This is a genomic window from Virgibacillus necropolis (genome assembly GCF_044793635.1).
Taxonomy (GTDB): Bacteria; Bacillota; Bacilli; order Bacillales; family Amphibacillaceae; genus Virgibacillus_F; species Virgibacillus_F necropolis_A.
On sequence record NZ_CP084992.1, the window covers coordinates 407,897 to 422,723 of the forward strand.

Genomic DNA, 14,827 nt, shown 5'->3' on the forward strand with positions numbered 1-14,827 from the left:
GCGACTATTGGATTTCCTTTACCTCCCACGTTGCGTGGGCGCAATCCATACGTCGCTTAACGGGCGCTTGCGCTTTTGTTTATTTCTCTACGTCAATCCATTTATAGTTATCTGCACCAACTTTATAGGTTACAAAGGTTTTTAAGTAGTCTTTTTGTAAGAATGCTGCACCGTTTTGATATAGTGGTATGATTACGGCACTTTCTTCAATCAACATTCGCTCCGCCTTTAGCATAGCGTTCCAGCGTTTTTGCGGTTCGTTTGCCATACTTCCTTTTGCACCTAATACAAGTCGATCATATTCTTTATTCGAATAACCTGTATGGTTCCCTGGACTATCAGTTATAAATAGGTTCAGGTATGTTAGCGGATCATGATAATCCCCGTTCCAGCCAGTCATAATCATCTCATAATTTTGGCCAACATTCGCTGCTATACTTGCTTTTGGCGTCAAATTTTTAATCGTAAGCGTTAGACCAGATAGATTTTTTTCCAATTGATATTTAATGTTTTCTGCTAATTGCTTAGATGTACCTGAGTCAGAACTAATTAATTTAATTTCCAGCTTCTCTTTCCCAAGTTCTTTTAATCCCTGCTCCCAATGTTCCTTTGCCTTCTCAGGATCATATTGTGTAAGATCACCATTTTCAGCACGGAAGTCTTCACCGGTTTTTGGATTTTCGGATAATCCTTTTGGTACATTACCATTTGCAACAATCGAACCATTATTTAGGATAGAATTGACAATTTTGTCTTTATCGATTGCCATGATCATTGCTTTTCGAATATTCAAGTTGGCTAAATTTGTTTTCTTTCCGTCTTTTCCTTGGTTCATTTTAATATAAGACGTTGCACCTGTTAAAAATGTATGATATTCATCATTACTTCTATACTTATCTACAAATTCACCAGTCAAGTTTACCCGATCAAGTTTGCCTTGTTGATATAAACTTACCGCAGTCGCAGTATCTTTTACGACATTCACGTGGATTTCGTCTACATTAACTGCTTCTTTATCCCAATACTTTTCGTTCTTTTTATATGTCCATGATTGATCCGTTCCATTCCAGTCTGCTAAAACAAATGGTCCATTAAATAATGTATGTTTACTATCAGAAGCATATTTACCATCTTGCTTTTCTATAAATTCCTGTGGTTGTGGAAAGAAAATAGCTGTCGTTAATAACTCTTTGAAAAAAGGAATTGGATTCTCCAGTGTCACTTTTAATGTGTGATCATCCAATGCTTCTACTCCTAAAGATTTGACTGGCTTCTCACCTTTTAAGATTTCCGATGCGTTGGCAACAATTTCTTCAAACTGTGGTCCATACGCCGCACCAGTTTCAGGGTTTACTGCTTTCTTCCAAGCATACTCAAAATCGTGTGCAGTTACAGGCGTTCCATTTGACCATTTCGCATCCTTACGTATCTTAAAAGTATAAACTTTATTATCCTTACTTACCTTTGGTTCTTCAGCTGCAAGAGCTAACTCTGGCTCCCCTTCTTTATTAAGTCGGTATAAGCCTTCAAACACTTGATTGATAATAGTAAAACTGAAATCATTATCTGCTACGGTTGGGCTCAAACTAGGAATTACCCCAGGTGCGGAAATATTAACTACTTTTTTCTCATTTTGAGAATCTGTAGTATTGGATGATTCTTCCTTTTCCTGATTGCTACATGCACCCAAAATTATTAATGTAACAATCATTAAAATTGGCAAACACTTTAATATGTACTTCAATAGTTACCCCTCCTATTTTAATAATCAACGTTTTTCATTATACGGGGCATTGATAGAAAAACACAACTAGGAAAGGTTAGGGAATAGAAGAACAAAAGAGGCCGTATAGCAAGGTATCGATTGTGCCCACGCAACGTGTGGTAGTTCGATGTTCCCACGTAAAGTGGCGGGTTTAATCGAACTCCCTTTGATATCCATCACAACAATTATACTTCTGCTTTAATAACGGAAAAGCTGCCACCGCAGTGACAGCTTTATTTACGTTAACAAGTATAATCGCCTTTCTCATAAATATTGGCAGCTATATTTCTATTTCTATTAATGGAATTCGAAAATGAATACGATAATAAAGTAGAAAAGATTTCATTTCGGAGCTCCGGATTATTCTCTACTAACTCCTGTTCCAACTGTCTAACAATTAGCACCACTTGATTAAGTGCCTCTTCAAGCGAGGTATCCGTCAACATTTGCTTTTGGGAAGTATCTCCTTCAGAATCACTACTTTTTCTAGTACGAAGCACGACCGATTCTGATGCATATAAATGAATAGCAAGATCAGATAATTTCATCAAAACTTCTTGCTGTGTTTCAAGTTGTTCACCAAATTTTCCTCTTGCCAATTCTACTAATACGAGATAGATAGCTCGAATATCCTGAATCAACCCTAGCCCTTTTTCTTTATTAGTAATGGATTGCTTTTGCTTCAATCGGTGAAAAGCGTTCTTTACAGCCTGCTCGTAAGGAAGATAACCTTTCACTGACTTTTTCAAAAACTGACCAGTCAAAAGAAGACGGTTTATTTCATTTGTTCCCTCAAAAATACGATTTATTCGTGAGTCCCGGTACATCTGTTCAATTCGGTATTCGCTTATAAACCCTGCTCCACCATGAAGTTGAAGCCCTTCATCAACAAGATAGTTCAATGTTTCTGAACCATATACTTTGCAAACAGCGCACTCCATTGCATATTCTGAGAGTCCTGCAATAATTTGGTGTTGATCTGCTCCCCCATCCAAGTCCCCCAATACACTTTCTAACAGCTGGGATGTTCTATATTGTAGTGATTCTGCGGCATATATACGTGCTGTCACTTTAGCAACTTTTTCCTTGGAAACACCGAATTCAGCCAACGCTTGGCCAAATTGTTTTCTTTCCTGAATATGAGCAACCGTCGTTTTTAATGCATATTTAGAGGCCCCAACACAGGCTGATCCAAGATTAAATCGACCAAGATTCAAAACGGTAAAAGCAATTATATGTCCTCTACCAACTTCTCCTAGAAGGTTCTCTACCGGAACCGCGCAATCTTCTAAGATAACAGACCTAGTAGATGAACCTTTAATACCCATCTTTTTTTCTTCAGGTCCAAGCTTTAGTCCGGGAAAGTCCTTTTCCACAATAAATGCTGTAAATTGTTTTCCATCAATTTTTGCATATACGATAAATGTATCGGAAAATGCTGCATTTGTAATATATATTTTCGTACCGTTTAATAGATAATGTGTCTTTGCTTCATTTAATTGTGCAGTTGTTCTAGCGGACATTGCATCAGACCCAGCTTCAGGTTCAGTCAAACAATACGCCCCAATGTATTCTCCACTTGCTAGTTTAGGCAAGTATTTTTGCTTTTGCTCATTTGTCCCGAAGTACGTTATTGGGAGTGTTGCGATACAAGTATGATTAGAATGGGCAACACCATAGCTTCCAGTACGTCCAATTTGTTCTCCAACGATACCTTTACTGACCTTATCCAGTCCTAAGCCACCATACTGCTCAGGGATACTATGTGCAAGTAATCCAAGGTTTCCCGCTTTTTTCATCAATCCCACAACAACCTCAAAATTCTGATTCTCTATTTCCTTATACTTTGCTTCAACCTCTTTGTTTGCGAATTGTTGCGCTGATTTTTGAATCATTTTGTGTTCATCCGTTAAATCTTCTGGAAAAAATGCCTCGTTTTCTTTTATTTGATTTACTAAGAAATAACCACCAGGAATTCCTGTCTGTAATTTGGACAACCTTTATACCTCCCTTTTTACATCGTAATTTATTTATGTTTAAAATTCGCCTTTCTTTTCCCAATGAATGCTTCTACACCTTCTTTTACATCTTCGGTTTGAAATACTTCGCTAAAAAGTGTAGCTTCTCTTTCAATACCATCTGCTAGATTTAAGTCTAAACCCTCATCGACCGCTTGTTTAATACGGGATAAAGCTTGCAGCGATTTAGTTGCAATTTGATCAGCTAGTACCATTGCCTTTTCCATACCCTGTCCAGTCGGAACAACCTGATTTACTAGTCCTATTTTTTCAGCAGTATCAGCACTAATAGCTTCGCCTGTATACATTAATTCCTTCGCTTTCGCTTCTCCAACTAGTCTTGGAAGTCTTTGAGTACCGCCACCACCTGGGAACAAACCTAACTTCACTTCTGGAAATCCGAGAGTTGCGTGTTCTTCTGCAATCCTAATATCAAATGTTAAGGCTAGTTCACAGCCACCGCCAAATGTTAGTCCATCCAGCACCGCAATTGTTGGTTTTGGTAGATGGTCCAATTCATTTAACATCTCATGTATTTCCATAACTTGTGTGCGCATAGTTGGGTTTCCAATCATAGCCGGGAATTCTTTTATGTCTGCTCCCGCGATGAATGCCTTCGTACCAGCAGTATAGAGTACAACACATACGACTTCATTATCATGCTTTATATCCCGAATAATAGCTTGAATTTCGTCCTGTACCTGCCTACTCATTACGTTTAATGGCGGATTATCAATCGTGATAACCGCAATACCGTTGTCTTTTTTATATGAAACTAGTTCCGTCAATCTACCTTCCCCCTTATGTGTAATCATACCAACCCTTACCAGTTTTACGTCCAAGGTTACCTGCCTTTACCTTATCTTCGACTGATTTAGCAGGTTTATCTTTTGGATCACCTGTTTCCTGGTAAAGCTGCATGTTTCCATAATAGCCAACATCTATTCCTGAGAGATCCATTAATTCAAATGGCCCAATTGGATGCTTTAGCGCTTTTTTAGTAATCAAATCAATATCCTTAAAATCTGCATAACCTTCCTCGTATAAATACAATGCTTCCTTTGAAATCGCAAACAGTAAACGATTCGCAATAAAACCGTAAATCTCTTTCTCTAAAAGAACCCCGGTTCGACCTATCCGGTCACAAAATTCCAGTGCGGTTTGCGCTGTTTCTTTTGACGTTTGTTCACTCATTACCACTTCAACACAATCCATAACGAGTGGAGGGTAAAAGAAATGCATATTTAGTACTCTATCAGGCCTTGTTGTAAATTCTGCGAGCTTTGAATTCACAATTGTTGAACTGTTAGTTGCCAAAATCGTATGCTCCGGTACAAGCCCATCTAACTTTGAAAACACTTCTCGTTTTACATCCAGTTTTTCAACCACTGCTTCAATGACTAAGTCAGCATTCCTGACTGCATCTTCCAGGCTTGTCGTCATATGCAACCTAGCAAAAGCTTCGTCTTTTTTAATTTCTGTAATTTTTTCTTTTTGAATCCATTTGTTCATATGCTTTTCCAATTGCTCTTTTGCCTGGTTTAGTGCGTCTTGTTCAAGATCCTGTATATGCGTTTCAAATCCACCAAGTGAGCAAAGCATTGCAATTTGGTGACCCATAGATCCCGATCCAATAACTGCTACCTTGTGTATCTCTTTTATTGCCATTTCATGTACTCTCCCTTAACGAAACGTATTTTACTGTACTTCTTCCCTAATCGCCCGTCTTAAAATTTTCCCAACATTTGTTTTAGGAAGCTCATCCCTAAATTCAATAATCCGAGGCACCTTATACGCTGCCATATTATTTTTACAGTACTCGGTTATCTCTTCTGCATCGCTTTCCATTCCATCCTTTAAAACCACCACAGCTTTAACTGTTTCCCCGCGATACTCATCAGGAATTCCAACAACGACCGCTTCCTGGACTGAAGGGTGTTCGTAAATGACCTCTTCCACGTCACGTGGATAAATATTGTACCCACTCGCAAAAATGAGATCCTTTTTACGATCAATTATAAAGACGTATCCATCCTCATCCATATGCGCAATATCACCGGTATAAAGCCAGCCATTACGCAGGGCAATTTCCGTTTCTTCTGGCATATTCCAATATCCTTTCATTACTTGAGGGCCTTTAATAACGATTTCTCCAATTTCACCGGTTGGCATCTCCTCTTTGCCCTGTTCTAAATCAACAATTTTATAATCCGTTGAAGGTATGCCTATCCCAATACTTCCGGGTATTCGAGTTGAAAACATCGGATTACAATGTGTAACTGGTGAACTTTCTGAAAGTCCATATCCTTCTAAAATCTTTGCACCAGTTTTTCTTTCAAAAGACTTGAGTAACTCCCCTGGCATTGGTGCACTTCCACTATTACAAAGCCGGATACTATCAATGCCATATTGTTCTGCTTTTGGATGATTTGTTAAAGCCACATACATCGTCGGCACACCTGGGAAAGAAGTAGGTTTCAAATCTTTTATTGTCTGCAGTACTTCTTCGAGATCAAATTTCGGTAACATGATGCTCATTGAACCTGTAAAGATAGAAAGATTCATACAAGACGTCATACCAAACACGTGAAAAAGTGGGATGACTGTAAGATAGCGGTCATTACCCAGTTGAATTTCATCTTTAAAATATTCGTAGGTCTGCATCACATTTGCTAGTACATTACGGTGAGTAAGCATTGCACCCTTCGATCTGCCTGTAGTTCCACCAGTATACTGCAGTACCGCTACATCTTCAGATGGATTAATTTCCACATGCACGGGAGGTTTGGTTGCTTGTTTAAGAAAATCTGAAAACCCTATTGCTATGCTATCTTCTGTATCACGGCCGGCCAAATTGACTTTTATGACTTGTTTTACTGAAGTACTATCGATAATTTTATTTAACACTGGTAGTAAAGGTTCATAAATTACAATCGTTTCTGCCCCAGAATCATTCAAAATGTGTTCAAGTTCCTTACCTATAAGCATTGGATTGACCTGCGTAACAATACCACCTGCTTGTAAAGTCCCATAATAACCAATTACATATTGAGGACAATTGGGAAGCATGAGTGCAACACGATCACCTTTAGTAAAACTGTTTTGCTGCAGTGACGAGACGAATGCAGCTGTTTGTACATCAAGCTCTTTATAAGTGATTTCGTGCCCATAAAAATGAAGCGCTTTATGTTCACCATAATTAGCAATTGTTCTTTTAAACATTTCGGGCAGTGATTCTTCCGGTATGTCAAAATCATGCTGAATATGCTCTGGGTAATGCTTTAACCATACTTTTTCCATTATTATTCCTCCTTGTTAAATCAACACCTTTAATGATAACGCTTTCATTATTGGAATATATTCATTAATTTATGAGGGTACAGATTCTATGGTATTAGCACAATCTTTCCTTTCGTTTTTCTTCCCTGCAACAAGGTGTGTACTTGAACAACTTCGGATAATGGATATGTTCCACCTACTGTTAGTTCTAACTCCCCTTTACTAACGTATAATAGAAGTTCCTTTAAACTAGTTTGGAATAAATCGGCTTTACGCATAATTTGCGGCAGAAAAAATCCAACCACAGATTGGTTGCGTTTCATTAAAGTCGATGGATAAAATGTCGCCTGCTCTCCACTTGCTGCACCATATATTACGAGACGACCAAAAGCGGCCAGGCACTTGATTGTTTTGTGAAAAACATCCCCACCTACCATTTCAAGAGCTACATCAACGCCTTTTCCATTAGTTAATTCACGAATTTCATTCTCCCAGCCTTCTTCTGTGTAATTAACAAGATGGTCAGCTCCCATTTTTTTAGCAAATGCTAGTTTCTCCGAAGTACTAGCGGTTGCTATAACTTTTCCAGCGCCAAATAATTTCGCAAGCTGGACCGCCAATGAACCAACACCACCCGCCGCAGCGTGGATAAGTACTGTCTCTCCTCTTTCCAAACGTCCCATCGTTTTTAATATGTGATAGGCACTTAATCCTTGTAATGGAAGTGCAACTGCTTTTTCATAAGTGACTCCATCAGGAATTGGAATTAATGCATCTGCTGCCACAGAAACATATTCTGCATACCCACCTGATTCAATTAACGTGACAATTCGCGCTCCTTTTTTCACACCTTGTACATCTGAACCCACCTCAGTGACCACTCCAGCAATTTCTGCTCCCGGTATAAATGGTAGATTAGTTGGTACTACATACTGACCTTCCCTTCTTGCTGTATCAGCATAATTTACGCCAACTGCTTTCACTTCAATTAATACATCACTTTCTCCAATTGATGGAACCTCTACATCGTTAACCTTTAGCACTTCTGGCCCACCGTGTTCTTTGATTTGTACTGCTTTCATTCTTTCATCCGCCTCCTGTCAATTGATTAACTGCTTACACACGCTTTGCAGTTTGCGATGCATGTTGTATGAGATTTGCTATAAATTTATCAAAATAAGCAAATCTCGTATCATTTGTTTGTCCTTTTTTGTACCGAAAATAAATCTGCTGACAAATAACGGCAAGTTTAAAGTAGGCAAATGTTAAATAAAAATGGATAGTTGATACATCTCGACCGCTCTTTTTTGCATAGTCTTCAAGAAATTCTTCCCGGGTAAAAAATCCTTCCCTAACAGTAACAGGTGGCTTACCAAGACCTTGTTTTAATAGTTCCGGATCTCCTGATTCAATCCAATAACTCAGTGCTGCACCAAGATCTGCTAACGGATCACCAACAGTTGTCATCTCCCAATCAAATAACCCCGTCATCTCACTAAAATCATCAGAAAACATTGCATTATTTAACTTATAATCATAATGAATAATGGTTGGGTCTAATGAAACAGGGATAGAAGATTCAAGCCACCTCATTAACTGATTCACACCTGGAATTTCATCCGTTTTTGAATGTTCATAACGCTTAATCCATCCAGTTACTTGACGCTCCATGAAACCATCTGGTTTTGCTATCTTTGCTAATTGTGTTTTCGTACAATCAATGTCATGCAACTCTACTAACCTATCAACCATTATTTCTGAAACTTTTCTACCTATGTTCCTATCGTAAGTGATGCCACTTGGAAAGTCCGTATCAAGTACGATCCCTTTTCTACGCTCCATAATAAAAAATGGGCTGCCTACAATGTTTTTGTTATCGGAAAATATAAACGGTCTTGGGGCTGTAGGGTAGATCCGGTTTAAACTGGACAGAATTTTATACTCCCGTTCCATATCATGGGCTTTCGGCGCAACTGGCCCAAGTGGCGGACGCCTCAGGACCGCTTCCCATGTACCGATTCGCAGTAGATAGGTCAGGTTTGAATGACCTGCACCAAATTGTTCCACTTCTAAAGTCCCACCGCCTGGTACGTCCTTGAGATTATTCTGAATAAAATCCAGTAATACGCTATTATTTAGTTCCTCACCTTTTCGAACTTGGATTGTATCACTAAACGAAGTTCCCATCAGTATTCCCTCCTATCTTGAAAATTGTTTATAAGGTGGCTAGTGAACTATTATTTCGCAATCCCAGTTAATATCATATCTGCATAGATTCTAGCCAGTTCGTCAGGCGACACCTCTCCATTTGTTTTATACCAATTATAACTCCAATTTGTGACGCCTAAGATTCCAAAAGCAAGCATATCAGCTCGCAATCCTTCACGGAATTCTTTTTGCTTACTTCCTCCCTCGATAACTTTTTCGATATTCAATCGAAATTGATTACGCTTTTGCTTGATGTTTTCAATATTTTCATTGGCTAAATGCCTAATCTCTCGAAAAAAAACACGTGCACTGGGACCTTTATCAGTAATATCATTGATTAGTAAGTGTATGATTTTCATAAGCTTTTCTTTCTGTGTTAGGTCTCCATCATCCACAATAGCCTGCTGTCTTTCTAACAGATTTGTAATATAATCATGGTGTATGTCCATCAACAATTGTTCTTTACTGGTAAAATAGTAATAAAAAGTACCTTTTGTCACATCTAATTCATTTACAATATCCTGGATGGACGTTTGGCTGAATCCTTTTTTTTCAAAAAGTAAAATGCTTTGTTTTGTTAGTTTATCTTTCATAGAAATACCTCTCTGGTTTGTCATTTTCTTTTACTTGATCATTTTTATAACGCATGTGCACCGCCATCTACTGTTAAAATATCTCCTGTTACATAATCAGACGCCTTAGAAGCCAAAAATAATGCTGCACCCATCAAATCTGTATCGCTCCCCAGTCGATTTAATGGTGTACCTTCAAGTATTTTATCTTTACCCTTGTGTAGTAATCCCTGCGACATTTTTGTAGGGAAAAACCCGGGAGCAATCGCATTCACATGAATGTTATACTGTCCCCATTTAACCGCTAAATCCTTCGTGAAAGTCATTACGGCTCCTTTACTCGTGTTATATCCAATCGCATCCATATAACCGGGGTCTGTACCACCAAAACCAGCTACTGAAGCTATATTGATAATTTTTCCACTTTTTTGTTCGATCATTACTTTGCCGACTTCCTGACTCATCAAAAATGTTCCAGTTACATTTACGTTTAAAACTTTTTGCCATGCTTCATAGGGCATATCCACAACAGGCGCTCCCCAAGTAGCTCCACTATTATTTACTAATATATCAATCGAACCAAAGTGTGCAGTTGTTTCTTCGACTACTTTTTTAATAGCTTCTTGATTGGTAATATCACAACTAAAGGCCAATGAATCTACCCCTAGACTTTTCAACTTATCACTCATTTCCTGACAAGCTTCTATTTTTCGCGAACAAACCACCACATTCGCACCCGCTTCGGCAAATCCTTGAGCAATTTGTGCACCAAGCCCACGTGCTCCTCCTGTTACGATTGCTGTTTTGCCCTCTAATTTAAACAAGTCAAATACGTGCATCCTACAACTCCCCTTTATAAAAATTTTTTGAGCTCTAGTTTTGCTAGTTGCTGAAGGTGTACCTCATCCGGACCATCTGCGAGACGTAGTGTCCGTGCATTTGCCCAATGTGCGGCAAGTGTAAAATCGTTACTAACGCCAGCTCCTCCAAATGCTTGTATGGCGCGGTCAATCACGCGGAGTGCCATGCGTGGCGCAACGACTTTTATCATAGCTATTTCAGCTTTAGCTGCCTTATTACCAACCGTATCCATCATATAAGCAGCTTTTAGTGTTAATAAACGTGCTTGTTCAATATCAATTCGAGATTCTGCAATCCATTGTTGAATTACACCCTGGTCTGCTAACTTTTTACCAAATGCACCTCGGCTTTGAACGCGCTTACATAATTCTTCAAGTGCTCGCTCAGCTGCACCAATTAATCGCATACAATGATGAATTCTTCCCGGTCCAAGCCGTCCTTGAGCAATCGCGAATCCTTTGCCCGCATCCCATATCATATTAGCTGCGGGAACGCGAACGTTATCATATGTAATTTCTGCGTGTCCATGTGGTGCATGATCATACCCAAACACCGTAAGCATCCGTTCAATCTTTACACCAGTTGTTTGTGATGGAACCAAAATCATCGACTGTTGCTCATGTCTTGATGCTGTAGCATCACTTTTCCCCATTACAATCGCAATTTCGCATCGTGGATCACCTGCACCGGATGACCACCACTTGTGACCATTGATAACATACTCATTTCCGTCTTTGATAATACTAGATTCAATGTTTGTTGCATCACTTGACGCAACCCCAGGTTCTGTCATCGAAAAGCAAGATCGAATTTCACCATCAAGAAGTGGTTTTAACCATTTCTGTTTCTGTTCATCCGTACCATAGCGATCCAATACTTCCATATTCCCGGTATCGGGTGCATTACAATTAAAAACCTCTGGTCCTATCATAGAACGACCCATTATTTCACAAAGTGGTGCATATTCCTGGTTCGTCAAACCTGCTCCATTTTCGCTTTTGGGTAAAAACAAATTCCATAGGCCTTCCGCTCTCGCTTTTTGTTTCATTTCTTCCATAATTGGCGGTACTGTATCCCATCGACTTGCTTGCTGATTCAATTGTTCCTCATATACCCTTTCATTTGGATAGACGTACTCTTCCATAAAGCTAGATAACCTTTTCTGCAAATTCACGACCTTTTGCGAGTAAGAAAAATCCATCCTTTCATCCCCCAACTTACACTATCTTATATACTAACTAACCGGATAGTATGTTCAGAATATTATATTTTATTATAAAAGAATAGAGCGATAAATGCAATATTTACCCCTCTAACGTTTATAATCATCTAAAAAGTCTTTCTGAAAGCTAGTTCTTGGCTGTTCTTGATCCTTTTCTTTATCTAGTTTTTTAAAGGGGTTTTTTCCATACTTTGTCGATAACTCATCTATCACGGAGTATAGTTTTTCCTTCTCTGCTTCTTTTTCATAGGTAAATAAATCCAATTGGTGCGCAATATGCTCTTTTTCTTCCGCATCCTGTACAGTAATTCCTAATAGTCGAATGGGCTCTAGATTCCAATGTTTTTGCAGTAAATCATTGGCAACATGTAATATATCTGCTTTCGTTTCGATATAAACCTGCAGCTTTTTACTGCGGGTAATTGTTTTTAAATCATGATACCGAATCGTCAATTGTACACTTCGCCCTGCTGCATTTTTCCGCTTTAATCGTCGTTCCACATTATCGGCAAGGGAATGCATCAAATTACGAATCTCTACTTCACTTGTCGTATCGTTTGGTAAAGTTTGTGAGCTTCCTATACTCTTAAATTCATGAACAGCATCTGGATCAACTGGTCTTGTATCTACACCATTTGCTCGATTCTTTAATCTTTCCCCATTTATTCCTAACTTCTGTTTTAATTGATAGACATCTGTATTGGCTAAATCACCAATTGTTTTAATTTCAATACCATTTAATTTGGTAGCGGTTTTTTTACCTATTCCATACATTTCTTCAACAGGTAATGGCCAAAGTTTATGAGGTAAATCCCGTTTTCGTAAAACTGTAATACCCATTGGTTTTTTCATGTCTGAAGCCATTTTTGCTAAGAATTTATTCGGGGCAATTCCTATGCTACAAGGTAAATCCAATTCTGTTTTAATTTTATTCTGTAGATTTTCTGCTATTTTAATTGGACTTCCTAAATCCTGACAGTCTGAGATATCCATATAGCCCTCATCAATAGAGACCGGTTGAACATGGGGGGTAATTTCCGCTAGCATCTTAAACATTTCCTTTGAGGCCATTCGATATCGATCAAAATTTGGACGCATTACAATAAGGTTGGGGCACAGCTTTCGTGCCTCCCATAATGGCATAGTGGTTTTGACACCCTTTGCCCTTGCTTCATAGCTGCTAGTTACAATAATCCCTCTACGTTCTTCTGGGTTACCTGCAATAGCCAATGGTTTCTCTTTAAGCTTTGGGTCATAAGCCATTTCTACCGAAGCATAAAAGCAATTCATATCGATATGAAAAATTACACGACCATTTTTCGGATACCACTGTGACATCTCAAACATCCTCTTCTCGAACTGTTGTTTCTATATTAATTGTATCACAAATAGAAAACCCCTTATAACAGGAAACTATTATAAGGGGCTAATATCATAATTATTTAGTTGTTTCTTGTACTATTGCAGTAATATATTCAGCTATCTTAACTAAGTCTTCAACAGCAATTCGTTCGTTTGTTGTATGAATATCCTCGTAACCAACAGCAAGATTAACAGTAGGAATTCCATGGCCAGCAATAACATTCGCATCACTACCACCACCACTGGTCAACAATTTACTTTCTCGACCAATAGCCTTTGCTGCATTTCGTGCTACTTCTACTACCTGATCACCAGCTTCTTGCTTAAAGCCAGGATACATAATTTGCACATCAATTTCAGCTGTACCACCGTATTCTTCTGCAGTAGATTCAAATGCTTGCTTCATTTTTTCAACTTGTTTTTCCATTTTTTCCGGAACAAGTGATCTTGCTTCTGCAAGAATTTCTACATAGTCACATACAATGTTTGTTTGTTTTCCGCCTTCAAATCGACCAATATTAGCTGTTGTCTCATCATCAAGACGTCCAAGTGGCATTTTGGATATAGCCTTGGCAGCTAACGTAATAGCGGATACTCCTTGTTCTGGAGCAACACCAGCATGTGCTGTTTTGCCAATCATTTTCGTAAAGATTTTTGCTTGTGTTGGTGCCGCAACGATAATATCACCAACTTCACCGTTACTATCAATAGCATAGCCATATTTTGCTTTTAATAAGGAAGCATCAAGTGCCTTGGCGCCTACGAGTCCTGACTCTTCCCCAGCAGTAATAATAAATTGAATATCACCATGGTCTATTTCATTTTCTATTACAGTACGAATCATTTCGAATATGGCTGCTAGACCAGCTTTGTCATCTGCACCCAAAATAGTTGATCCATCAGAAACAATATACCCATCTTTTATAGAAGGCTTAATTCCATTACCTGGCACAACTGTGTCCATATGAGATGTAAAGTAAATCGGATCAACATCTGCTTTTGTACCCTTTAATGTACAAATCAGGTTTCCTGCGCCATGTCCAGTTACTTCTTTACTTTCATCTTCAATGACCTCTAAACCTAGATCCGTAAATTTCTTTTTTAACACTTCTGCAATTTCAGCTTCATGCTTTGTTTCGGAATCAATTTGAACTAATTCTAAAAATTCATCAACTAAACGTTCGTTATTTACTTTAATCATTGGTACCTCCTGTTGTACATATATTTTTCCATATCCATATGCGTCCGCTTCTGACCAGTCGCCTTCGCTTTTCTCTTGTCTAGCTACGCGGGCTAGCGGTTCGTGACGTAAGCAATTGACTCTCCGAGCACCAAGTTCGTGTGCTCTACGGTCCCTTGCTTACGCATTCACCGCTGAGCAAGCCCGCTTCGCTTTTCTCTTTCTAGCTGCGGCTCCTAACGACTAGCAAATAGATTGTCCTGATGAATGTACGGAAAGTTCACCGTACTTTCACATGCCCTACAGGATGTAGGGTAGTTCGACGTTGCCACAGGACGTGGCGCTCTTAGTCGAACTTCA

12 protein-coding genes are annotated in these 14,827 nt (G+C 38.9%); all 12 read right to left on the bottom strand.

The features are described from left to right. Positions 1-79 precede the first annotated feature (79 nt). Positions 80-1,711, bottom strand: coding sequence for a peptide ABC transporter substrate-binding protein (locus tag LG329_RS02095; RefSeq protein WP_404456369.1), 1,632 nt, complete (start codon positions 1,709-1,711; stop codon positions 80-82). 296 nt (positions 1,712-2,007) lie between these two features. Then, positions 2,008-3,762 carry an acyl-CoA dehydrogenase family protein gene (locus LG329_RS02100; RefSeq protein WP_404452938.1) on the bottom strand — a complete coding sequence of 585 codons (1,755 nt, stop codon included), beginning with the start codon at positions 3,760-3,762 and terminating at the stop codon, positions 2,008-2,010. Positions 3,763-3,791: 29 nt separating this feature from the next. Continuing rightward, on the bottom strand, positions 3,792-4,571 hold the full coding sequence (locus LG329_RS02105) for an enoyl-CoA hydratase/isomerase family protein (protein WP_404452939.1): 780 nt from the start codon (positions 4,569-4,571) through the stop codon (positions 3,792-3,794). Positions 4,572-4,584: 13 nt separating this feature from the next. After that, positions 4,585-5,451 carry a 3-hydroxyacyl-CoA dehydrogenase family protein gene (locus LG329_RS02110; RefSeq protein ID WP_404452940.1) on the bottom strand — a complete coding sequence of 289 codons (867 nt, stop codon included), beginning with the start codon at positions 5,449-5,451 and terminating at the stop codon, positions 4,585-4,587. 30 nt (positions 5,452-5,481) lie between these two features. Next, positions 5,482-7,086 (bottom strand): long-chain fatty acid--CoA ligase, encoded by a 1,605-nt coding sequence (locus LG329_RS02115; RefSeq protein ID WP_404456372.1) that lies wholly within the window; start codon positions 7,084-7,086, stop codon positions 5,482-5,484. Between the two features lie 83 nt (positions 7,087-7,169). Further along, positions 7,170-8,144: a zinc-binding alcohol dehydrogenase family protein gene (locus tag LG329_RS02120; RefSeq protein WP_404452941.1), complete on the bottom strand. Its 975-nt coding sequence runs from the start codon at positions 8,142-8,144 to the stop codon at positions 7,170-7,172. Between the two features lie 34 nt (positions 8,145-8,178). Then, the gene (locus LG329_RS02125) at positions 8,179-9,249 is read right to left on the bottom strand and encodes a phosphotransferase family protein (protein ID WP_404452942.1); all 1,071 of its coding nucleotides are present in this window, start codon (positions 9,247-9,249) and stop codon (positions 8,179-8,181) included. A gap of 50 nt (positions 9,250-9,299) precedes the next feature. Then, a complete protein-coding gene (locus LG329_RS02130) occupies positions 9,300-9,863 on the bottom strand; it encodes a TetR/AcrR family transcriptional regulator (protein ID WP_404452943.1) in 564 nt (187 codons plus the stop codon). A gap of 44 nt (positions 9,864-9,907) precedes the next feature. Then, entirely contained in the window at positions 9,908-10,681 is a 774-nt protein-coding gene (locus tag LG329_RS02135) for an SDR family oxidoreductase (RefSeq protein ID WP_404452944.1), read from the bottom strand. A gap of 14 nt (positions 10,682-10,695) precedes the next feature. Beyond that, on the bottom strand, positions 10,696-11,904 hold the full coding sequence (locus tag LG329_RS02140; protein ID WP_404452945.1) for an acyl-CoA dehydrogenase family protein: 1,209 nt from the start codon (positions 11,902-11,904) through the stop codon (positions 10,696-10,698). Between the two features lie 111 nt (positions 11,905-12,015). Then, entirely contained in the window at positions 12,016-13,263 is a 1,248-nt protein-coding gene (locus LG329_RS02145; RefSeq protein WP_404452946.1) for a DNA polymerase IV, read from the bottom strand. 100 nt (positions 13,264-13,363) lie between these two features. Continuing rightward, positions 13,364-14,488 carry a M20/M25/M40 family metallo-hydrolase gene (locus LG329_RS02150; protein ID WP_404452947.1) on the bottom strand — a complete coding sequence of 375 codons (1,125 nt, stop codon included), beginning with the start codon at positions 14,486-14,488 and terminating at the stop codon, positions 13,364-13,366. Positions 14,489-14,827: the final 339 nt, after the last annotated feature.